Here is a 20,827-nt window from a genome sequence, read left to right on the forward strand (position 1 = left end):
CTCAGCTCAGGAGGACGCGAAGATCGTCTTCTTCTGGCGTTCGATCGAGGACAGCAGACTGTCGACGCCCTTGGGGTTCTGCAGGAACTTCTGGAGCGAGGGCTGCATCACCGTCGAGGTGAAGTCGGGACGGGAGTCACGGTCCATGAACTGGGTCAGGCTCTTGGCGCCCGAGATCATCTCGTACGCCTTCTTCTGCAGCGGCGTGTAGGAGGAGGTGTCGGCCTTGCTGGAGGCGGCCACCACACTGGAGTCGGCCTTGAGGTAGATCTGCTCCGCCGCCGGGGTGCCCAGGTACTCGAGCAGCTTGGCGACGCCGGCCTTGTTCTTCGGCGCCTTGGAGACCATGAAGCCGTCGGTGGGCGCCTCCACGGTGTCCTGCCCGTACGCGGAGTTGATCTCCGGGAAGGCGAAGAAGTCCAGGTCGTCCAGGTCCGCCTTGTCGGCGAACTGCTGCGCCACGAACGAGCCCAGCAGGTACATGCCGGCCTTCTTGGACACCAGCGTCTGCGCCGCGTCCTGCCAGGTCCGGCCCATGAAACCGTCCTGGTGGTAGGGCAGCAGCTCGGCCCAGTGGTCGAAGACGGCCTTGACCTTGGCGTCGGTCCACGCGGCCTTGCCCGCCATCAGCTCCACGTGGAAGTCGTAGCCGTTGAGGCGGAAGTTGATCTGGTCGAAGGTGCCCATCGCCGGCCAGGCGTCCTTGTCACCGAACGCGATCGGGACCAGGCCGTCCTTCTTCATCTGCTTGCACAGGGCGACCAGCTGGTCCCACGTGGTCGGAACCTCGTAGCCGTGCTGCTGGAAGACGCTCTTGCGGTAGAAGATCGCCCACGGGTACGTGTACAGCGGCACGAAGTAGTACTTGCCGTCCGCGCCCTTGGACAGCTTCTTCATGGCGTCCGGGAAGTTGCCCCCGATCTTCTCCCACACGTCGTCGATCGGGGAGGCGAGGTTCTTGGCCGCGAAGAACTGCATCCGGTACCCGGCGAACCAGTTGAACACGTCGTCCGGCGTGCCCTGGAGGTACGAGTTGATCTGCTCCTGGAACGTGTTGTGGTCCTTGGTGTTCACGTCGACCGTGATCCCGGACTGCTTCTGGAAGGCCGCGTAGATCTCGGCGAACGCCTTCTTCGGCACCGCGTCCGACGCGTTCGAACCCAGACTCACGGTCTTCGGGTCGCTGGAGCTGCCGCTGCTGCCACAGGCGGACAGCAACGGGATGCCCGCTCCGAGCAGGGCGGCGCCACCCATGCCCTTGAGCAGACCGCGGCGGCTGGGCGAAGGCAGGGAAGACGAGAGATCACGCATGTACGGCTCCTGAAGGCAGGGGTTCGATCATGGAGGGTTTGGAGACCGGTCGTAATCAACCAGAAATCAACTTGACCGAACACGGTGGCGCAATGACAGCGTTATGTCAGGTCATGCGTCAATAGCTATCGGCCCGATTTGTCGAAACGTGACCGACATCCCTGCCTATCGGTGACACAGGAGCCCGGTCGGCGACGGGGTCAGCTGTAGGCGGCGAAGGTCTTCGAGAAGGCGAACGCGTCCTGGACGATCGAGCTGCACGTCGCGTCGGCCGAGGGCTTCGCACCGCCGGAGCACTGCTTGTCCCGCGTGGCGGACCACATCGACAGCCCGCCCAGGCCCTTCGCCTTGGCGAAGGCCACCAGCTGGGAGGCGTCGTCGACCTTGAAGATCTCCGAGGCCACGTCGTTGACCCCGATCATGGGCGTCACGGCGACGGCGTTCCAGGCCGCGCTGTCGGACAGCCCGAGAACGCCCTTGACCTGTGCCTGGGTGGCGGTAGCGGCCTGCTCGGCGTGGGTGCCCATGTCTCCGCTGTACGAGGGCCCGTAGTCCATCGCCATGATGTTGACGGTGTCGATCTCGACGCCGTTCGACTTGGCGTTCGCGAGCAGGTCCACGCCGTCCTGGGTGAGGCCCTCGGGCATGACCGGGAGGGTGAAGGAGACATCCAGTCCGGGGTGCTGCGACTGGAGCTTCGCGATCGCCTGCGCCCGCCGGGTGTTCGCGGCCGTGTTCGGCAGCGCCCCGCCCTCCACGTCGAAGTCGACCTTGGTGAGGCCGTACGCGTCCACGGCCTTCCCGTACGCCGCCGCCAGCGCGTCCGCCGAGGAGCAGGTCGTGGCCAGCTCGGAGCCGGAGGCGCCGCCGAAGGAGACCCGGACGTCCCCGCCCTTCGCCCGCAGTGCGCCGATCTGCTGGCCCACGGCGTCGCTCGCCAGGTCGGTGACCCCGCCCCACTTGGGCGTGCAGCCGCCACCGTCGGTGACGAAGGCGAGGTTGTAGTTCTTGACGCCGGTGGACGCAGCGCTCGCCAGGAGGTCGAAGGCGGGAGAGAGGGAGGTGTCGACGTAGGGGGCGAAGCCGGTGCTCTCCGTGGGGGAAGCGGTGGAGGTGGGTGTGGGAGTGGGTGTAGGAGTGGGCGTGGGGGTGTCGTCGCCGTCGGTTGCGCAGTCGGCGTCGTCCATGCGACAGCCTGTGGGATCGCCCGTGCCGTTGACCACGAACCCGACCGTGACCGACTCACCGGCGACCAGACCGTCCGTGTCCCACCGGGGCGGCTTCACCGTGACGTGCCGCCCGCTCACTCCGGACTCCCCGTTCCACAGGGAACCGAGCGTGGATCCGCTCGGCAGGTCGAACTCCAGCTTCCAGTCCTTGTCCGCCGCACCGCTGTTGTTGGTGACGACGTACTGCGCGGTGTAACCCGTCGACCAGTCACTGGTCCTGGTGTACGCCACGCCGACCCCGGCTGCCTGGGCGGTACCGGTGACGAGGACCGCGCCACCCCCGACCACGGCGGCGGCCACCGCCCCGCCGATCAACTTGTTCCTGCCACTCACCTTGCGCCGATGCATGCTCATGACGCGGCACGCTAGCGAGCCGGAATCGGGCAAATGGCCTGATCAGGACGGGGGTTGAGGATCTTAGGGCGCCCTTAAGGAAGGGATCGGGGTCGGTTAAAGGTCGAGACCAATCTGCCCGTTCGACGTCGGCGCACCCGGTGTCCCCGGCGCACCGGTTCCCGTCCGTCCAGCTGGATCCAGATCCGCACCTCGGTGCCGCCCAGCACCGAGGACCCGATCCGTACGTCCCCGCCGGTCGACTCGGCGAGCCGCCGCACGATGTCGAGCCCGAGCCCGGTCGACCCGGCGCTGCCCGAACCCCGCCCGCGCGCCATCGCGGCCTCGGGGTCGCGGATGCCGGGCCCCGCGTCGGAGACGAGCACGATCACCGCGTCCTCGCCGTTGTGCACGTCGACCGCGAAGGCGGTGCCCTCCGGGGTGTGCCGGAAGACGTTGCCGAGCAGAGCGTCCAGCGCGGCGGCGAGATCCGCCCGGGCCACAGGTATGCGCACCGGCCGCTCGGTGCCGGCCACCCGCCACTTGCGGCCCTCGTCCTCCGCGAGCGCGGACCAGAACCCCATCCGCTCCCGGACCACCTCGGCCGCGTCGCACCCGGCGCCGGGCCCGGCGGCCGCCGTCTGCGGCTTGGCCTCGCGGGCGGTACGGATGATGGTGTCGACCTCGCGCTCCAGCTGCGCGACCGCGGCCCGGGTCTGCTCCGCGGCGGGCCCGTCCCCGAGCGAGGCCGCGTTGAGCCGCAGCACGGTCAGCGGGGTGCGCAGCCGATGGGACAGATCGGCAGCCAACTCGCGCTCGTTCGCCAGCAGTTGTACGACCTGGTCGGCCATGGAGTTGAACGCGACCGCCGCCAGCCGCAGTTCGGTCGGCCCCTCCTCCGGCACCCTCGACCCCAGCTTCCCCTCCCCCAGTTCGTGGGCGCCCTCGACGAGCTTCTGAGCGGGCTGCACCATCCGTACGCCGAGCCGGTCGGCGACCGCGACCGAGCCGACGACGAGCGCGATGCCGACGCCCGCGAGCACCGCCCAGGCGGTCCCGACGCCGTTGCTCACCTCCGACTCGGGGACGTACACCTCGACGACGGCTATCTCGCCGGAGCTGAGCGCGACCGGCTGGAGCAGGGTGGAGCCGCCGGGCACCTCGGTGGTCGAGGCGCGGCCCAGTTTCCGCACGGTCGCGATGTCGGCGGCGGCGGCCCGCCGCCGCCCGATGTCGACGGCCTTCTGACCGCTTTTCCGGTCACCGTCGGCCGGTATGTGGACGGCCATCCCGGAGTCCGAGCCCGCGGAGGCGACGACCCGCTCCAGCTGATCGCGGTCGGTGGTGATGGACAGCGCCGGGGCGACGGCGGCGGCCTGCCGCTCGGCGTTGGAGAACGCGCGGTCCCGGGCCATCTCCCTGATGACCAGGCCGAGCGGGACGGCGAAGGCGACCACGACCATGGTGGTGACCGCCAGGCAGACCTTGACCAGAGCCCATCTCACAGCGACAGCCCCCCGCCCGGTGGTTCCAGCTTCACGCCGACGCCCCGCAGGGTGTGCAGATAGCGGGGCTGCGCGGCCGTCTCCCCCAACTTGCGCCTGAGCCACGACAGATGGACGTCGATCGTCTGGTCGTCGCCGTAGGACTGCTGCCAGACCTCCGCGAGGAGTTCCTTGCGGGGCACGACCACCCCGGGGCGGGCGGCCAGGAAGGCGAGCAGGTCGAACTCGCGGCGGGTGAGGTCGAGTCGGACGCCGTCCAGCTCGGCCTGGCGGCGCAGCGGGTCGACGCTCAGGCCGCCGACGCGCAGCACGGTCTCCGGCGGTCCGTCACCGCCGGCGGCACGGGACCGCCGTAGGACGGCGGCCATGCGGGCGGAGAGGTGCTCGACCGAGAAGGGCTTGGTGAGGTAGTCGTCCGCCCCGGCGTTCAGCAGTCGGACGATCTCCGTCTCGTCGTCCCGCGCGGTGGCGATGATGACCGGGACGTCGGTGATCCCGCGCAGCATCTTCAGGGCCTCGGACCCGTCCAGATCGGGCAGTCCGAGGTCCAGGATGACCACGTCGAAACGGAAATGGGCGACCTCGCGCAGCGCCTCCAGTGCCGTGCCGACACTGCGCACGGTGTGTGCCGCGTCGGTCAGGTGCCGGATGAGCGCCGAGCGAACGAACTGGTCGTCCTCGACCACGAGCACACTTGCCATGCGCGGCACCGTACGCCATGCGGGGGACCTCTTCCGGCGCCTGTGGACAACTCGGTCCGGGTGCGCTCGGTGAGGTGCCTGAGGCAGTATGGCCCGCGATGCGCAGAGGACTCGTACACGTACTGGCTTGGACGCTCGCCACGGGCGCGGCGGTCACGCTGTCGTGGTGGGGCGTCCACACGGTCATGGCGGGCACGGCCTACGATCCGCCGCGCGCCCTGCCCATCACCGCGGCCGAGGCGACGACACAGGAGTCGAAGCCGCTGGCCTCACCGAGCCCGGCGAAGCGGCCGGCCCCGTCGAAGAGCCCGTCACCGGCGCCGAGTGCCACGTCCGCGAGCCCGCCGCCCTCGAAGAGCCCTTCTCCCACGGCTTCCGGTCAGGTCAGGAGCTACGACACCGACGGCGGCCGCGCGGTCTTCGACCTCGGCGAGAAGTCGGCGGCCCTGGTGTCCGCGACGCCGGGCACGGGGTGGTCGATGCAGGTGTGGAAGACGGAGTCGTGGATCCGGGTGGAGTTCACCTCGGGCGCGGACCGGGTGTCGGTGTTCTGCACCTGGCACGACGGACCGCCGCGGGTGGAGATCGGCACGTACTAGTGCCCCGGCAGGTGGTCTGACCCGTCGTGACGCCCGGCACGCTCCCGCAGAGGTGGTGCCCCTACTCGCACCGGACGCCGCGCCTGACGGGCGAACGTCACCTGCCCGGGCATGGGGTCATCTGAAGGCGGAGGCCGGCGGGGCGGGTGAGGCCACCGCTCTGGCGTCCGTCACGGCCGCGGCGCCTCCGGTGAAGTCGAGGAGCGACTTGCCGTGTTCGACGCGGCCGGGGTGCGGGTCGGAGGCTGCGCGGCGGGTCAGTTCCGCGAGCGGCAGGGGGGTGTCGGAGGCGATCAGGACGGCGTTGCCGAAGCGTTTTCCGCGCAGGACCGTCGGGTCGGCCACGAGGGCGAGTTCGGGGAAGCGGGCGGCGGCGGTGGCGATCTGGCCGCGGAGATGGGCGAGCGGCGGTCCGTCGGCGAGGTTGGCGGCGTAGTACCCGCCCGGCTTGAGGGTCCGGCGGACCTCGTCGAGGAACTCGGTGGAGGTGAGATGGGCCGGGGTCCTGGCTGCGCTGAACACATCGGCGATCACGAGGTCGGCCCACCCGTCGGCCACTTTGGCGAGGCCCTCGCGCGCGTCGACGGACCGCACCCGTATCCGCGCGTTCTGCTCCAACGGGAGCTTCCGCCGGACCAGTTGGACCAGAGCGGCATCCCGCTCGACGACCTGCTGGGTGGAGCGGGAGCGGGTGGCGGCGAGATACCGGGCGAGGGTGAAGGCGCCTCCGCCGAGGTGCACGGCGTGCACGGGCTTGCCGGGGGGCGCGACGAGGTCGATGACGTGGCCGAGGCGGCGCTGGTACTCGAAGGAGAGGTGGGTCGGGTCGTCCAGGTCGACGTGGGACTGCGGGGCGCCGTCGATGAGCAGCGTCCACGCGTGTGTGCGCTCGCGGTCGGGGATGAGCTCGGCGAGGCCGCCGTCCACGGGTTCTACGACGGCTTCGGCGGACCTTCTGGACTTTCCCACTCCGCCATTATCCGCAGCAGCGGGTGGTCACGCGGCCGCGGGCCGGTGGGGCCCCCTCAGACCGGCGAACTCACTGGCAATTGTCCGCGGCCTCGATGAGTCTCGCCGCCTCGCCCAGCGCTGCCCGCAGCACCGCCGGGTCCGTCGCCAGGTCGGCGTCTCCCGGTGGCAGCAGCCAGTCCGATCCCGCCACCGGAGGCTCCGGAGCCAGCCGCAGACCCCGGCCGTCCGTCTCCGTGCACGTACTCCCCGGCATGTCCCAACCTGCCGCGGTCCCCGGCGGCACCAAGAATCCCAACGTCTGGCCGCCGTCGTCATGCAGCACCGGCCCGACCCCGTCCCCCACCCCCCGCCGCAGGATGTCGACGGCCTCCAGGCCGTGTCGTGTCGGCACCGTGACCACGTCACAGGACACCGGCGTACAAGGATCGACGCTCTGGCTGATCTCCATCGCGGCCTCCATCAAGGAACCCTCGTCCGACTCCGAGAATTTCAACGCGCGCCCGCGTCAACGGCTACGGCAGAAGTCCGCCGCAAAGGATGGCAGTTCATGGCAGATCCCGGATGAGATATCCGGTTTGTAGCCAAACCCCGCATCGCGACCCGGACACAGCAGGTACGTTCTTGCCCGCCGGAAACAGGGCGTCACACTGACAAACCAGTCAACTCACCCACCTCCGGCATGGTTCGACGGTTCGCACGAGAGGACCCGGCCATGGCGTCGTCAATGGTGACCTCGTCCCAGTCCCCCACCCCACCGCGGCCGAACCTCGCGTTCCGGCGCCTGCGCGGACAGCGCTCGCCGGCCGAGTTCGCCGCGGCGGTTCGACGGGCCGCGCGCGAGATCGGCGAGCGGGTCAGCTGCGACGCGCGCTATGTGGGCCGCGTCGAGGCGGGCGAGATCCGCTGCCCCAACTACGCGTACGAACGGGTGTTCCTGCACATGTTCCCCGGCCGCACACTCACCGACCTGGGCTTCGCGCCCCGCGCCTCCGTACGCGGACGCCGGGCGCGTCCGGCGAGTGAGACAGAGGGGACGTACGAGCCGTATGACCCGCAAGAAACGCAGGACACGCAGGACACGCAAGACCCAGACGAGACGTACGACAACTACGAGGAGAGCGACGTGCTGCGTCGCGCATTCATGACCGGCGGGGGCGCCACGGTGGCCGCCGCCTCACTGGGCCCCCTCGGGCTCGCCGTCGACGCCACGGCCGCCGGACGGCCGGTCCGCCGCGCCGGGACGGGCGAGGCGGGCGCCCTGGAAGAGGCCGTGCGCAGGATCCGGTTGCTCGACGACCGGCACGGCGCGGACGGCCTGTACCGGCGCGCGGCGGCTCCACTGCGCGCCGCCTACGCGCTGCTGGACGCCGGCGCGATCCGGCAGACGACCGCGGACCGACTGCACTCGGGCGCGGGCGAACTCGCCATCTCGGTGGGCTGGCTGGCCCACGACTCGGGACGCTTCGACGACGCCCGCTCGCACTACGCGGAGGCGCTCGCGACGGCCCGGGTGACCGGTGACGACGCTCTGGAGGCGCACGCCTTCTGCAACACGGCCTTCCTCGCGCGCGACGCGGGACGGCCGCGTGAGGCGGTGCGGGCGGCACAGGCCGCGCAACGGGTGGCCCGGCCCCTGGGCTCGCCCCGACTGATGTCGCTGCTCGCGCTGCGCGAGGCGGGCGGCTGGGCGGGACTCGCCGACCGCACGGGATGCGAGCAGGCTCTCGCCCGCGCGCAGGCCTTCTTCGAACGAGGCCTCTCGGACGCCGACCCCGAGTGGATGAGTTTCTACGGCGAGGCCGAGCTGGAGGGTCTGGAGGCGCAGTGCTGGTCGACGCTGGGCGACTGGCGCCGGGCCGCCCGGCACGCGGGCCGGGCGGCGGATCTCCAGGATCCGCACTTCACCCGCAACATCGCGCTGTACACGGCCGAACTGGCCGACGACCTGGCCCGCGGCGGCCACCCCGACGAGAGTGCGGCGGCGGGGCTGCGGGTCCTGGATCTGCTGGGCGAGGTCCAGTCGTCCAGGATCCAGACGATGCTGGCGGGAACGGCGAGGGTGCTGCTGCCTCATCGGCGGGCGTCGGGGGTGTCGGCGTTCCTGGAACGTCATGCGTCGATGCCGAGGACCGCGTGAGCGGGTCGTTGTCCGGCTGCGAGCCGGTGGGGGCTGGTCGCCACGGCGGATCCGCGCCCGACTACGAGCCCAGATGCCCCAGGTCGTTCCAGCTCTCGATCGCCGGCTCGTCATAAGCCCAGCCCAGCACCGAAAGGGACGTCGGATTCAGCCGCACCCGCGCCGCGAAGTCGATCGGCAACCCCAGCCACCGCGCCCCGATGGACCGCAGAATGTGCCCGTGGGCGAACACCAGCACATCCCGGTCGGCGGAACGCGCCCAGGCGACGACCTCGTCCGCGCGCGAGGTGACCTCCGCCAGGGACTCCCCGTCCGGCACACCGTCCCGCCAGATCAGCCACCCCGGCCGGACGGCCTGGATCTCGTCGGGGGTCATGCCCTCGTACGCGCCGTAGTCCCACTCCATGAGCGTGTCCCAGGTGGCCGCCCGCTCCGCGAACCCGGCGAGTTCACAGGTCTCCCGCGCGCGTGCCAGCGGGCTCGTGCGTATCTCCACCCCGGGGAGACCGTCGTGGGGGGCGCGGTGCAGCCGCTCGCCGAGCAGCTTGGCGCCCCGCCGTCCCTCCTCCAGGAGCGGCACGTCGGTCCTGCCGGTGTGCTTGCCGGACAGCGACCACTCGGTCTGTCCGTGCCGGGCCAGCAGGATGCGCGGAGCCATGAAGAGACCTTTCCGGGGGAAAGCGGAGGCGGAACCCCTCCATCATCGCGCACGCTGTGCAGGAGCAACCCGACGGGCGATCTCAGCGTCTTTGAGGGCCGAAGGCGCTGCGTGGGGGCACTCCACATGGGCCCGCACATACGCCGTAAAGTGGCACGACCGGTCAAGGACCGCCGGACGCCGCGCGAAACGAAGGGGGACAGGATCGGATGCCGCTGACCGAGACACCAGGCACCGAGGCAGTCCCGGACACGCGGCTGCGCTGGTGGACCGAGCTGCCCCTGATCCTGTTGGTGTACGCCTGCTACAGCGCCGGCCGGCTCCTCGCCAGAGGCGATGTCACGGGCGCCGTCGACCACGGCCTGGCGATCCTCAAGGTCGAGAAGTTCCTCTACCTCAACGCCGAGCATCCGCTCAACCGGCTGTTCACCAGCCAGACCTGGATCGGCGTACCGGCCGACTTCTGGTACGCCTCGCTGCACTACCTGGTCACGCCGGCCATCCTGGTCTGGCTCTTCCGCTCGCGCGCCCTGCACTACCGCGCGGCCCGCACCTGGCTGATGACGTCCACGTTCATGGGTCTGATCGGCTTCACCCTGCTGCCGACCTGCCCGCCCCGCCTCCTGTCCGCGAGCCACGGCTTCGTCGACACGATGGCCCAGTACAGCTCGTACGGCTGGTGGGGCGGCGAGGCGAGCGCCCCGCGGGGTATGGGCGGCATGACGAACCAGTACGCGGCCATGCCGAGCCTGCATGTCGGCTGGGCCCTGTGGTGCGGTGTGATGCTGTGGCGCTACGGCAGGACGCGTACGACGAAGGTCGCGGCCGTCGCCTACCCGCTGATCACCACGATCGTGGTCATGGGCACCGCGAACCACTACTTCCTCGACGCGGTCGCGGGCGCGGCCGTGATGGGCGTCGGGTTCCTGCTCGCCCCGTACGTCACACGGGCCGCGGAGCGGGCCACGGCGGGCGTCCGGGCCCGGATAGCCCCCGTCACCGCCGTCTCGCGGGACGCGGAGCCCTCAATTGTCAGTGACGGATGCCAGACTTCCGCGGGTGAGCACATTCCACGGCAGCGCGAGTCAGGCTTCGGAAGCGGAACCGAGCCGAGTACCTCTCCCGCGGAAGCGGGGGACGGCGCTCCGGCAGCGGCTCGCTGAGCTGCGCGGGCCCGAGGTAGCGGCCAAGGCACTGGACGCGCGCGCCCTCGCGGCCCTCGCCGCGAACCCCGGGTGCAAGCGGCGCGCGATCCTCGACGGCGCCGGGGTGAACAAGACGGCGGTGGCGAGCGCGCTGGGCGCGCCGTCCGCCTTCGGGCAGTCGCAGTTCGCCCTGACGCGGGGCAACGCCTTCGAGGCGAAGGTCAAGGCGGACGGCGGCGCGGAGCTGCTGCGGCTGGTGCACGAGCGGCTGGACCGCACCGCGCAGCCCCCCGCCGACGCCCGGGTCCCCGACCTCACCGCGATCGGCCCCGAGGGCCGTACCGCGCGTACGGCCCTGGCCCTGCGCGAGGCCACAGCGGCAGCAGGCACCTGGACGCTGCTCGACCACCCGATGCTCGCGCTCGACGTCGCCGGCTCCCCCGCCTTCCTGGAACCGGACGCGGTGGTCGTGCACCCGGACGGCAGCTGGACGGTCGTGGAGATCAAGTCCTTCCCGATGCTGGACGGTTCTGCGGACCCGGCGAAGGTGGGCGCGGCCGCCCGCCAGGCCGCGGTGTACGTCCTGGCACTGGAGGAGGTCGCCGCCCGTCTGGAACCGGCTCCGAGGGTCCGCCACCGGGTTCTGCTGGTCTGCCCCAAGGACTTCTCCAACCTGCCCACCGCCTCGGCCGTCGACATCCGCAAGCAGCGCACGGTCACCGCCCGCCAGCTGGCCCGTCTCACCCGCATCCAGGACATCGCCGACGCCCTGCCCGACGGCACCTGCTTCGACCCCGACCAGCCCGCCGCCGAACTGACCGCGGCCGTCGAGTCGGTCCCGGCGACCTACGCCCCCGAATGCCTGTCCGCGTGCGAACTGGCCTTCCACTGCCGGGACCGCTCCCGCGCGGCCGGCGCGGTGACCTCCCTGGGCCGCCCGGTACGCGCGGAACTGGGCGGCCTGACGACGGTCGAGGAGGTCCTGGCCGCGGCCCGCGGCGAGGCCGGCGATCCGGACGATCCGGCGGTGGCCGCCCTGCGCAGGGCGGCCGACCTGCGCGCGGAGGCGCTGGGGGTGACCGCGTGTCGCTGATCGCCACCCTCGCCCGCCTCGAAGCCGTCAGCACCGGCCGCGCCCAGCCCGCCGCGACCGTCCTTCACCGCCACCTCTCCGACCGCCCCCTCGTCCTCGTCCCGCTCACCACCGCGGGCGAGGCCGGTGCCCCGCTGGGCGCGCTCGTGGGCACCGACCGGGACGCGCCGCAGCTCCTGGTCGTACCGCAGCCGCGGGACCGGGAGCTCAGGTTCGCGTTCCTGGCCGAGCTGGCGGACATCGTGCTGCCGTACGTCGACGGATACGCCGAATCGGTGGAGTCCGCCGAGCGCAATGAGACCGATCCGGAGACCGGCAAGCGGGTCAAGGTCGAGGTCGAGCTGTGCGCGGACGCCCCGCAGCTGATCCTGCCGAGCCGCGCGGGCATCGATTTCGTACGGCTGCTCGGACGCTCCATGCGTTTCCGGCGTACGGCGGAGCAGGACCCGGAGACCCCGTATCCGGCCCCGCCCCGGGTGCCGTTGCTGGGCCGGTGGCTGACCCACTTCGGGGAGCGGGCCCGGGTGCCCGGCTCCTCGCTGCTGCTGGCGATGACGGACGTACTGGGCCGGCACTGGTCCACCGGCCAGTCCACGCTGGAGGACCAGCACCTGGGGGCGCTGCTCTCGTGGATCGACCCGCCGCAGGGCCGCTCGGGCGCCGAGGCCGCGCTGGAGGCCGAGCTCGCCCGGGACGACCACGGCCAGCTGCTGCACCCGCCCGCGGGGCCCGCCACCGACCCGGCGTTCGACAACAAGCTGCTCGCCCCGGCCCTCTTGCGCTACGACCGCGCGCGTACCGCCCTCGCCGCCGCCGAGGACGGTCTGGAGGCCGACGACCGGCTCGGCGCGCTCACCGCCGCCGAGCAGGAGATCCGGGCCCTGGTCGCGAGTCGCACCCGGCCGACCTGGGACGCGGTGTGGCGGGGCATCGACCTGCTGCGGACGCTGCCCGAGGGGGCGCACGCCGAGGAGCGGTGGACGCGCGACCGCTGGTCGTTCACGAGCCACCGCGACCGGGTCGTGGCGGGCGAGCCCCCGCAGCCGCGCCGCGACGACGCGGTCACCGCCGCCAACAAGCTCGCCGCGCGCGAGCGCGAACAGGCTCGTCTGGAGGCGCAGGAGGCGCTCGACGACCCGCTGGTGATGGCGGGGCGGCGGCTGGCCGGGGAGGCGTTCGCCGGGGAGGTCACGGACGTCGTGATGACGTACAGCGAGGGCAAGCGGCCGAGCCCGCGCCCGCTGGTGACCGTACGGACCGACGACCGGCCGCATCTGGGCGAGCGGGCCAAGGTGTACCGCGCGCTGGGCGGGAAGCCACAGTCGGCCGAGTTCGTGGGGTACGAGGAGGAGGGCGCCCTCGTCGTCCTCAAGATCCTCGACAAGATGGGCCGCGGCAAGGAGCCCGAGACCGGGTCCGTGCCCGAGAAGGGCGACCGGGTGTGTTTCACGCTCTTCGAGCACGAGCAGCGCGGCGGCGCGAAGCTGCCGGACCCGGAGGACACACCGTGGACGCACGGCGGGCCGCCGGGTGAGGCCGTGCAGGAGACCGCCGATCCCCTGACCCCGGAGGACCTCCTGTGACCACCCGGACCTTCGACCCCGGTGCCGAAGCCGCCCGCGCCACCGACGCGATCCTCCGCGACACCCTGCACGGCACCCACCGAGGTGTCGTCGTCGACTCCCCGCCCGGCGCCGGCAAGTCCACCCTCGTCGTCCGTGCCGCGCTGGAACTGGCCGACGCGGGGCGCTCCCTGATGGTCGTGGCGCAGACGAACGCCCAGGTGGACGATCTGGTCCTGCGGCTCGCCGAGAAGAATCCCGAACTGCCGGTCGGGCGGCTGCACAGCAGTGACGCCGACCCGTACGACAAGGCGCTGGACGCGCTGGCGAACGTACGGAAGTCGGCGAAGGCGGGTGATCTGACCGGGCTGCCCGTGGTGATCTCCACGGCCGCCAAGTGGGGGCATGTGAAGGTCGACGAGCCGTGGGCGCACGCGATCGTGGACGAGGCGTACCAGATGCGCTCGGACGCGCTGCTGGCGGTGGCGGGGCTGTTCGAGCGGGCGTTGTTCGTGGGCGACCCCGGGCAGCTGGACCCGTTCGCGATCGTGGGCAGCGAGCAGTGGGCGGGGCTGTCGTACGACCCCTCGGCCTCGGCGGTGACGACCCTGCTGGCCCACAACCCGGAGCTGCCCCAGCACCGCCTGCCGGTGTCCTGGCGGCTGCCCGCCTCGGCCGCGCCCCTGGTCTCGGACGCCTTCTACCCGTACACGCCCTTCCGCAGCGGCACGGACCACGGCGACCGCCGGCTCACCTTCGGCGTCCCCTCTGACGGCTCGGGCCCGGACCGGGTGATCGACGCGGCGGCGGAGTCCGGCTGGGGCCTGCTGGAGCTGCCCGCGCGGCACACTCCGCGCACGGACCCCGAGGCGGTACGGGCCGTCGCGACCGTCGTGCGACGGCTGCTGGACCGGGGCGGGGCGGCCACGTCGGAGCGCTCGCCGGACCCCGCGCCGCTCACCGCCGACCGCATCGCCGTGGGCACGGCCCACCGCGACCAGGCGGCGGCCGTCCGCGCGGCGCTCGCCGACCTCGGCGTCATGGACGTCACCGTCGACACCGCGAACCGTCTTCAGGGCCGCGAGTACGACGTCACGGTCGTCCTCCACCCCCTCTCCGGCCGCCCCGACGCCACCGCCTTCCATCTGGAGACGGGCCGCCTGTGCGTCCTGGCCTCCCGACACCGCCACGCGTGCGTCGTGGTGTGCCGCGCGGGCGTGAGCGAGCTCCTGGACGACTACCCGTCGACGGAGCCGGTCCAGCTGGGGACGCTGGTGAAGTTTCCGGACGGCTGGGAGGCGAACCACGCGGTACTGGCACGGCTGGCGGAGCACCGGGTGGCCTGGCGACCGTGAGCGGGAACATCGCGCGGGCCGTAGACCTTGGTACCGCCGGAGGCGCCCCGCCCTCTTGCATGGGCGCGGGACAATGGACGGTGGCCCATGCACAGACGGGCCGCCGGTACGGACGACGTACGAGGAGGATGAAGACATGGCGGAGCCCACGCCGCGTCGGAACGAACCGCGGCTGCGCCCCGCGCCCCTGCTGTTCGAGCCCGCACAGGTGGCCGACGACCCGGAGCACTTCTTCGACCTCGAGTCGATGGACGACCCGCGCGCGCTGCTGAGCCGGTCCACCGAGCTGGCGCACGCCTTCCGTGCGGCGGCGGACCGTGCCGTGGAGTTCCAGGCGATGGCGGCGGCGCAGTTGGCCGACCCCAGGCGCTTCGACCGGCTCACGACGGCCGACATCGCCGAGCGCGCGGAGTGGACCGAGGACTACGCCAAGAAGATGGTCGAGTTCGGCCGGGATCTGCTGCGGGGCGCGGAGGGCGGAGCGGGGCACGCCGACCCCGTGTGAGCCACGGGCACCGCCCTCGCCGCCGCGCCATAGCCGCCGAAACAATCCCTGGCATATGCCAGGCAGGCAAGATACCCCTCCTCGGCCCCTCCTGTCCCGATTTTCCGCAACCCTGTGGAACGGCCTGCTCACGCCCGGTAGATGTAGGTGGCATGAGCACTCGCGACGAACCGCTCTCCGACACACGCTTCGACGTCTCCGGCGTCACCGCGGAGGGAGCCGCCTGGCTCGCCTCGGCGGGCACGTACCCGCGCAGCACCCTCGCGCTGTGGGAGGAGCGCCCCGCGGCCCCGGTCGTTCTGCCCTGCGGCACCGCCTTCGACGTGGTGAGCGCCCCCGCGATCTTCGGACGCCGGATGCTCGACCGGCTCTGGGAGGAGGGGCCGGGCTCGGGGCCGGTGGCGACACTCCGGGCGCGAATGCTGCTGTTCGCGGCGCCCGGCACGGCTCAGCGGCTGCCGTCGCTGTTGCGGTGGGAGGAGATCGGCCGTACGGCCGCGATCCCGCCGCTGCTGTGCCACGGCATCGGCGACGCGGTCACCGTCCCGGCCCCGCTGAGCGCCCCGGAATCCACGCCGACCTCCCGCTGGCTGGTCGCCCCCGACACCCGCCACCCCTGGCTGCCGGGCCCGGAAATCCTGCTCTGGGCGGCGGTACGAGCGGCTCGCGCCGCCGTGCGGATATCGATTTTTCCCCCCGCCGATCAGGATGCTAAGGTCTACGACGTCAGCAGGCGCCGCTAGCTCAGTTGGTTAGAGCAGCTGACTCTTAATCAGCGGGTCCGGGGTTCGAGTCCCTGGCGGCGCACAGACAGTGAAGGCCTCTCGCAACTGCGGGGGGCCTTCATTCTTGACGGCACCGCAGGGCGGCCGGGGGTCCGGGGGTCGCCCCCTGGAAGATGCAGCATCAGCGGGTCCGGGGTTCGAGTCCCTGGCGGCGCACGATGTCGAGGGCGAGGCGTGTTCGCGGAAAGCGCGAACCGGCCTCGCCCTCGACGTTTCTGCGCGGCTGCGCCGCGCGTTGTGGGGGCTCCGCCACCCACACCCCGTGGCCCACCGCGCCGTCGGCCGGGAAGTCACCCGAGCGCGATCTCCACGTGCCACGCCCCGGTGGCCGTTCGTCCGGTCACCTTCACGCGTACGTGCTCGCCCGGGACCGTGAAGGTCTCGCCGATGTCGACGGGGGCGTCCGCGAGGGGTGGGTAGACGGAGTTCTCCCAGCAGGCCTCGGTACGGGGGTGGGCGTCGATCACCTGGATCGGGCCGCCGCCGGACGCGGCGCCGCTGTGGACGCGGTAGATCAGTACACCCTGCCGGCAGGCCGCCGCGTCGTCGCCCATCGCCGCGCGTCCCTCGAAGGCGAGCGCACTGTCGGCCCCGGTACGCACGACCGCGAGCTTGGTGCCGCGACCGGGCCCGAAGATCCCGGCGTTGCCAGGACCGGCCCCCAGCGGCTCCAGCGTCAGCCGCGTCGGTTTCGGCCCCCGTACGCACACCACCTGCCGCCGCTCCAGCCAGCCCAGCTTCCACTTGTGCCAGGCGAACAGATCCGGGGCGAGCCCGAACTGGCTGCCCATCAGGTCCCAGTCACCGACATAGGTGTCCCAGTCGCCCTTGCCGTCCATCGGCCGGTGGTAGAGATCCGGCAGGTCGAACACATGCCCCGTCTCATGGGCCAGGACCAGGCGGTCCGGCGGGTGCTTCTCGAAGACGGTGACCACCCGGCGGATGTCCGTGCCGTCGGCGCGCAGCGGTACGTCCAGGTTGACGACCTTCGTGGCGTCCGAGTCGACGCCGGGCGCGTCCGGGTCGGCGACGAAGTAGACGACGTCATAGCGCGAGAAGTCGACCTGCCCGTCGGCCGCGGCGAGCGCGTCGCGCAGGTAGGCCCCCCGGTCCGCGGCGCTCCAGTCGCGCTGTATGGCGTAGGCCGTCGACGGGCGCGGCATCCGGATCCAGTGCCGCAGCGGGTGCGGGCGCAGGGTGAAGCGGCCGTAGGAGGCGTGCTGGAAGAAGCGGGTGGTGGCCGGGAAGTGATCGGCGGCCAGCTGGGCGGGGGCGGTCACCGGCGAGGCGTCCGGGAAGGACAGGAAGACCATGACCGCGTCGAGGGCGCGGGCCGGGCGCGGATAGGCGGTGTTCCAGGTGTCGAGGCCCTCCGAGTGGTGGGCCTCGGTGCGCTCCAGGGTGCAGGGCTCGGACGAGAAGGGTTCGGCGGCCGAGGGGCCGGTGACGAGGGAGGTGGAGGCGAGGGCCGCCATGGTGGTGAACACGGCGGCGGTGCTGCGCAGTCGGGGGCGCGGGAGTGTGCGCGGAAACGGGCGCGGCAACGGGACCTCCGGGAGCGGTTTCACGGGATACCGCACCCAGCCTGTGTGGTTTTGCAGTAGTACGCCCTGTTTATCTGCACCGGACGAGTGAGATGGCGCGACCTGCCGGACCGGCCGACACCCCCGAATCGCTCACGGAACGTCACAACCGGTCCCAAGACCCAAGAACCCGTCCAGCTGCGGGCAGAAACGATCTGCCAGAAGGGGTTGCCGGTCCTCCGGAGTGGGCAATGGCTGGAAGGGCCCGGGGGCAGCCTCTATGATCGGCACACTTTCCTGCGCGGACAGCGATCGAGTGCACTGCGGGAGCTAGCGGTGAACGGAACGTCCGAAGGGCCGGCGCCCGCGGCAGACCCCGACGGGTCGGCCGTAACAGAGAGTGATATCACGACACCTGCTCGCACGGAGCCCCCGACGCACCGTGCCGCGTTCGAGGCGGCGCCGCTGGCCATGGCCGTAGTGGACCGCGAGGGCACGGTCGTCGACGCCAATCCCGCCTTCGGCGAGCTGCTCGGCGCCGTACCGGAGGAGTTGGCCGGGGCCCAGGCCGCCGACCTGGTGGATCTGACCTCGGACGCCCGCACCTGGCATTCCTACCGCGAGGTGCTGCGCGGCCGGCAGGCGAAGCTGCGCTGCAAGCGGCGGCTCAAGCATCCCGACGGGCACTCGGTGTGGGCGCAGATCACGATCACGCCGCTGGCCGAAGGCTCCCAGGGGTCCCCCGGCGTCCTGCTGTCCGTCGCCGACATCACGGCCCGTCGTGAACTCCAGGCCCGGCTGCGGCACTTGCAGATGCACGACCCGGTGACGCGGCTCCCCAACCGCACGCTGTTCTTCGAGCGGCTGACGGCCGCGCTGGAGCCGGAGTCGTACGAGCAGGGCGGCACGGGCCGGATCGGGCTGTGCTATCTGGACCTCGACGGGTTCCAGGCCGTCAACGACACCCTCGGCCACCGGGTCGGCGACCGGCTGCTGGCCGCCGTCGCCGAGCGGCTCACGCGCTGCGCGGACGAGGCCGGCCAGGGGCGGGCGACCGCTCCCCTGGTGGCGCGGCTGGGCGGTGACGAGTTCGCGCTGCTCGTCGAGGACTCCACCGGCACCGAACAGCTCGCCGACCTCGCCGAGTCCCTGCTGAAGGCCGTCCAGGCGCCCTTCGACGTCTCCGGCAACCGGATGTCGGTGTCGGCGTCGATCGGGGTCGTCGAGCGGCGGGCGGAGGGCACCTCGGCGACGTGTCTGATGCAGGCCGCCGACACCACGCTGTACTGGGCCAAGGCGGACGGCCGGGACCGCTGGACGCTCTTCGACCCCGAGCGCAACGCCCACCGCATGACGCGCCAGGCCCTGGCCTCCACGCTCCGTCCCGCCATCGAGCGCGGCGAGTTCCAGCTGGAGTACCAGCCGCTGGTGAGCATGGAGGACGGTCGGTTGCGCGGGGTCGAGGCGCTGGTGCGCTGGAACCACCCGCAGTTCGGGATGCTGACGCCGAATCGGTTCATCGCACTGGCCGAGGAGGACGGCTCGATCGTCCCGCTCGGCCGCTGGATCCTCGACACCGCCTGCCGCCAGGCCCGTTCATGGCAGCTCGACCACCCCGACGAGCCGCCGATCTTCGTCAGCGTCAATGTGGCGGTCCGTCAGGTCTGGGACTCCGACCTGGTCGCGGACGTGGCGAAGACCCTCGCGGAGACCGGCCTGGCGCCCCATCTCCTCCAGCTCGAACTCACCGAGTCGGCGGTGATGGGTTCGGCGGGCCGCCCGCTCCAGGCCCTCCAGGCGCTGAGCGACATGGGCGTCGGCATCGCGATCGACGACTTCGGCACGGGCTACTCGAACCTCGCCTATCTCAGCCGCCTGCCGGTCTCCGTCCTGAAGCTGGACGGCTCCTTCGTGCGCGGCTTCCAGTACGAGGGCGAGGGCGTCCCCCCGAACCCGGCCGACGAGGTCGTCGTCGAGGCGATGATCCAGCTCGCCCACCGCCTCGGCCTCACCGTCACCGCGGAGTGCGTCGAGACCTCGGCCCAGGCCACCCGGCTGCGCCGGATCGGCTGCGACACCGGCCAGGGCTGGCTGTACTCGCGGCCGGTGTCGCCGGATCGTATCTCCGGGCTGATGGGCGTGAAGGCCTAGCGGGTCGTGGGCAGTCCGTAGGCGTCCGCGACGAGCTCGTAGGAGCGCAGGCGTACGTCACCGCCGTGCGCGTTGCCCGTGAGCATCAACTCGTCGGCGCCGGTGCGCTTGTGGAGGTCGTCGAGGCCGGAGCGGACCTCGTCGGCGGTGCCGTGGATGACGTTGGCGTTCCAGGAGCTCGCGAACTCCTCCTCCATCGGGCTGAATTCGTGGGCCTCCGCCTCCTCGGGGGTGGGGACCAGGCCGGGGCGGCCGGTGCGCAGCCGGATCATGCTGAGCGCGGCGGCGCGGACCTGGCGGCGGGCCTCCTTCTCGTCGTCGGTGGCGAGGGCGGAGACTCCGATGAGGGCGTACGGCTCGTCGAGGACCGCGGAGGGCCGGAAGGACTCGCGGTACAGGTCCAGGGCCGGGATGGTGTTCTGCGCCGAGAAGTGGTGCGCGAAGGCGAAGGGCAGGCCGAGGGAGCCGGCCAGCCGGGCGCTGAAGCCGGAGGAGCCCAGCAGCCAGAGCGGCGGGCGGTGCGGGGACTGGACGCCGCCGGGTGAGGTCGCCTGGACGGGGCCGGGTACGGCGTGGATACGGCGGTAGGGGTGGCCGTCGGGGAAGTCGTCGTCCAGGAAGCGGGTGAGCTCGGCGAGCTGCTCGGGGAAGTCGTCGGCGCCCTCGTGCAGGCTGTCGGCGCGGCGCAGGGCCGCGGCGGTGGCGCCGTCCGTGCCGGGCGCCCGTCCGAGGCCCAGGTCGATCCGTCCCGGGGCCATCGCCTCCAGCGTGCCGAACTGCTCCGCGATCACCAGCGGGGCGTGGTTGGGGAGCATGACGCCGCCCGAGCCGAGCCGGATGCGGGTGGTGTGGGCGGCGAGGTGGGCGAGGATCACCGCGGGGGACGAGGACGCCACGCCCGGCATGGAGTGGTGCTCGGCGACCCAGTAGCGGTGGAAGCCGCGGGACTCGGTGAGCTTGGCGATGGCGACGCTGGTGCGCAGGGCGTCGGTGGCCGTGCGTCCGGCGCCGACGGTGACCAGGTCGAGTACCGAGAGAGGTACGGGGGCGGTGCCCTGTGCAGTACCTCGGATCTCGTCTTCCGCCACGGTGGGGTGCCTCCTGCTCATGAGCCGTGCGCTGTCAGTCAGGAGATAACAGGAGAGTGTCCCCGTTTATTCCCGGACGGGACCGAGGATTCCTGGAGCGTCGGCTTCCACATCCCGACCTGCGTCGACCGCTTGCCGCACCGGCCCCCGGGTACTCAGAGCGCACAAATCCACA

General features: G+C 71.8%; 18 protein-coding genes and 1 tRNA gene. 10 read left to right on the plus strand and 9 right to left on the minus strand.

The features are described from left to right. Window positions 1–6 precede the first annotated feature (6 nt). The 4 genes from QF027_RS18355 to QF027_RS18370 all read right to left on the minus strand — a co-directional run bounded on the left by QF027_RS18355 (window position 7) and on the right by QF027_RS18370 (window position 5,079). Window positions 7–1,311 carry an ABC transporter substrate-binding protein gene (locus QF027_RS18355; RefSeq protein ID WP_306980867.1) on the minus strand — a complete coding sequence of 435 codons (1,305 nt, stop codon included), beginning with the start codon at window positions 1,309–1,311 and terminating at the stop codon, window positions 7–9. Window positions 1,312–1,511: 200 nt separating this feature from the next. Then, complete coding sequence (locus QF027_RS18360) at window positions 1,512–2,894, minus strand: glycoside hydrolase family 18 protein (RefSeq protein ID WP_307075694.1); 1,383 nt, start codon at window positions 2,892–2,894, stop codon at window positions 1,512–1,514. Window positions 2,895–2,968: 74 nt separating this feature from the next. Next, window positions 2,969–4,378, minus strand: a complete 1,410-nt coding sequence (locus QF027_RS18365) for a sensor histidine kinase (protein WP_307075696.1) — start codon at window positions 4,376–4,378, stop codon at window positions 2,969–2,971. Further along, window positions 4,375–5,079 (minus strand): response regulator transcription factor, encoded by a 705-nt coding sequence (locus QF027_RS18370; RefSeq protein ID WP_306980860.1) that lies wholly within the window; start codon window positions 5,077–5,079, stop codon window positions 4,375–4,377. The genes QF027_RS18365 and QF027_RS18370 overlap by 4 nt, the downstream gene beginning before the upstream one ends. 98 nt (window positions 5,080–5,177) lie before the next feature. Here QF027_RS18370 and QF027_RS18375 point away from each other — a divergent pair, with 98 nt between their 5' ends. Continuing rightward, a complete protein-coding gene (locus tag QF027_RS18375; protein WP_307075698.1) occupies window positions 5,178–5,678 on the plus strand; it encodes a hypothetical protein in 501 nt (166 codons plus the stop codon). Window positions 5,679–5,795: 117 nt separating this feature from the next. Here QF027_RS18375 and QF027_RS18380 read toward each other — a convergent pair whose 3' ends face one another. Together QF027_RS18380 and QF027_RS18385 are read right to left on the minus strand one after the other, a co-directional pair. After that, the gene (locus QF027_RS18380) at window positions 5,796–6,647 is read right to left on the minus strand and encodes a spermidine synthase (protein WP_306980856.1); all 852 of its coding nucleotides are present in this window, start codon (window positions 6,645–6,647) and stop codon (window positions 5,796–5,798) included. Between the two features lie 70 nt (window positions 6,648–6,717). Beyond that, window positions 6,718–7,098: a hypothetical protein gene (locus tag QF027_RS18385; protein ID WP_306980854.1), complete on the minus strand. Its 381-nt coding sequence runs from the start codon at window positions 7,096–7,098 to the stop codon at window positions 6,718–6,720. Between the two features lie 264 nt (window positions 7,099–7,362). Here QF027_RS18385 and QF027_RS18390 point away from each other — a divergent pair, with 264 nt between their 5' ends. Then, entirely contained in the window at window positions 7,363–8,787 is a 1,425-nt protein-coding gene (locus QF027_RS18390; protein ID WP_306980853.1) for a tetratricopeptide repeat protein, read from the plus strand. Window positions 8,788–8,848: 61 nt separating this feature from the next. Here QF027_RS18390 and QF027_RS18395 read toward each other — a convergent pair whose 3' ends face one another. Then, a complete protein-coding gene (locus QF027_RS18395) occupies window positions 8,849–9,445 on the minus strand; it encodes a histidine phosphatase family protein (RefSeq protein WP_306980851.1) in 597 nt (198 codons plus the stop codon). Between the two features lie 209 nt (window positions 9,446–9,654). On the opposite strand from QF027_RS18395, the gene QF027_RS18400 reads away from it, so the two are divergent. The 7 genes from QF027_RS18400 (at window position 9,655) to QF027_RS18430 (ending at window position 15,912) form a co-directional block, all read left to right on the plus strand. Beyond that, the gene (locus QF027_RS18400; RefSeq protein WP_307075699.1) at window positions 9,655–10,608 is read left to right on the plus strand and encodes a phosphatase PAP2 family protein; all 954 of its coding nucleotides are present in this window, start codon (window positions 9,655–9,657) and stop codon (window positions 10,606–10,608) included. Continuing rightward, window positions 10,505–11,683, plus strand: a complete 1,179-nt coding sequence (locus QF027_RS18405; protein ID WP_307075701.1) for a hypothetical protein — start codon at window positions 10,505–10,507, stop codon at window positions 11,681–11,683. Before QF027_RS18400 ends, QF027_RS18405 begins: the two co-directional genes overlap by 104 nt. After that, window positions 11,674–13,266, plus strand: a complete 1,593-nt coding sequence (locus QF027_RS18410) for a hypothetical protein (protein WP_307075704.1) — start codon at window positions 11,674–11,676, stop codon at window positions 13,264–13,266. Before QF027_RS18405 ends, QF027_RS18410 begins: the two co-directional genes overlap by 10 nt. Next, the gene (locus QF027_RS18415) at window positions 13,263–14,600 is read left to right on the plus strand and encodes an AAA domain-containing protein (protein WP_306980842.1); all 1,338 of its coding nucleotides are present in this window, start codon (window positions 13,263–13,265) and stop codon (window positions 14,598–14,600) included. The genes QF027_RS18410 and QF027_RS18415 overlap by 4 nt, the downstream gene beginning before the upstream one ends. 136 nt (window positions 14,601–14,736) lie before the next feature. Then, window positions 14,737–15,105, plus strand: a complete 369-nt coding sequence (locus QF027_RS18420) for a hypothetical protein (protein ID WP_306980839.1) — start codon at window positions 14,737–14,739, stop codon at window positions 15,103–15,105. A 152-nt stretch (window positions 15,106–15,257) separates the two neighbouring features. Further along, a complete protein-coding gene (locus QF027_RS18425; RefSeq protein WP_306980837.1) occupies window positions 15,258–15,848 on the plus strand; it encodes a bifunctional DNA primase/polymerase in 591 nt (196 codons plus the stop codon). Continuing rightward, window positions 15,839–15,912: transfer RNA gene (locus QF027_RS18430), tRNA-Lys, on the plus strand. Before QF027_RS18425 ends, QF027_RS18430 begins: the two co-directional genes overlap by 10 nt. A gap of 268 nt (window positions 15,913–16,180) precedes the next feature. On the opposite strand, the gene QF027_RS18435 is transcribed toward QF027_RS18430, so the two are convergent. After that, entirely contained in the window at window positions 16,181–17,434 is a 1,254-nt protein-coding gene (locus QF027_RS18435; RefSeq protein ID WP_306980835.1) for a M6 family metalloprotease domain-containing protein, read from the minus strand. A gap of 315 nt (window positions 17,435–17,749) precedes the next feature. On the opposite strand from QF027_RS18435, the gene QF027_RS18440 reads away from it, so the two are divergent. Further along, entirely contained in the window at window positions 17,750–19,564 is a 1,815-nt protein-coding gene (locus tag QF027_RS18440) for a putative bifunctional diguanylate cyclase/phosphodiesterase (RefSeq protein ID WP_307075706.1), read from the plus strand. On the opposite strand, the gene QF027_RS18445 is transcribed toward QF027_RS18440, so the two are convergent. Further along, the gene (locus QF027_RS18445) at window positions 19,561–20,673 is read right to left on the minus strand and encodes an LLM class flavin-dependent oxidoreductase (protein WP_306980831.1); all 1,113 of its coding nucleotides are present in this window, start codon (window positions 20,671–20,673) and stop codon (window positions 19,561–19,563) included. The genes QF027_RS18440 and QF027_RS18445 overlap by 4 nt on opposite strands. Window positions 20,674–20,827: the final 154 nt, after the last annotated feature.

It is taken from the genome of Streptomyces canus (assembly GCF_030816965.1).
GTDB classification, from domain to species: domain Bacteria; phylum Actinomycetota; class Actinomycetes; order Streptomycetales; family Streptomycetaceae; genus Streptomyces; species Streptomyces canus_E.

What these genes read in the sequence shown, in the direction of transcription:
- QF027_RS18355 (WP_306980867.1), bottom strand. Translation starts at nt 1,311, where the DNA reads ATGCGTGATCTCTCGTCTTCCCTGCCTTCGCCCAGCCGCCGCGGTCTG.
- QF027_RS18360 (WP_307075694.1), bottom strand. Translation starts at nt 2,894, where the DNA reads ATGAGCATGCATCGGCGCAAGGTGAGTGGCAGGAACAAGTTGATCGGC.
- QF027_RS18370 (WP_306980860.1), bottom strand. Translation starts at nt 5,079, where the DNA reads ATGGCAAGTGTGCTCGTGGTCGAGGACGACCAGTTCGTTCGCTCGGCG.
- QF027_RS18375 (WP_307075698.1), top strand. Translation starts at nt 5,178, where the DNA reads ATGCGCAGAGGACTCGTACACGTACTGGCTTGGACGCTCGCCACGGGC.
- QF027_RS18385 (WP_306980854.1), bottom strand. Translation starts at nt 7,098, where the DNA reads ATGGAGATCAGCCAGAGCGTCGATCCTTGTACGCCGGTGTCCTGTGAC.
- QF027_RS18390 (WP_306980853.1), top strand. Translation starts at nt 7,363, where the DNA reads ATGGCGTCGTCAATGGTGACCTCGTCCCAGTCCCCCACCCCACCGCGG.
- QF027_RS18395 (WP_306980851.1), bottom strand. Translation starts at nt 9,445, where the DNA reads ATGGCTCCGCGCATCCTGCTGGCCCGGCACGGACAGACCGAGTGGTCG.
- QF027_RS18400 (WP_307075699.1), top strand. Translation starts at nt 9,655, where the DNA reads ATGCCGCTGACCGAGACACCAGGCACCGAGGCAGTCCCGGACACGCGG.
- QF027_RS18420 (WP_306980839.1), top strand. Translation starts at nt 14,737, where the DNA reads ATGGCGGAGCCCACGCCGCGTCGGAACGAACCGCGGCTGCGCCCCGCG.
- QF027_RS18425 (WP_306980837.1), top strand. Translation starts at nt 15,258, where the DNA reads ATGAGCACTCGCGACGAACCGCTCTCCGACACACGCTTCGACGTCTCC.
- QF027_RS18445 (WP_306980831.1), bottom strand. Translation starts at nt 20,673, where the DNA reads ATGAGCAGGAGGCACCCCACCGTGGCGGAAGACGAGATCCGAGGTACT.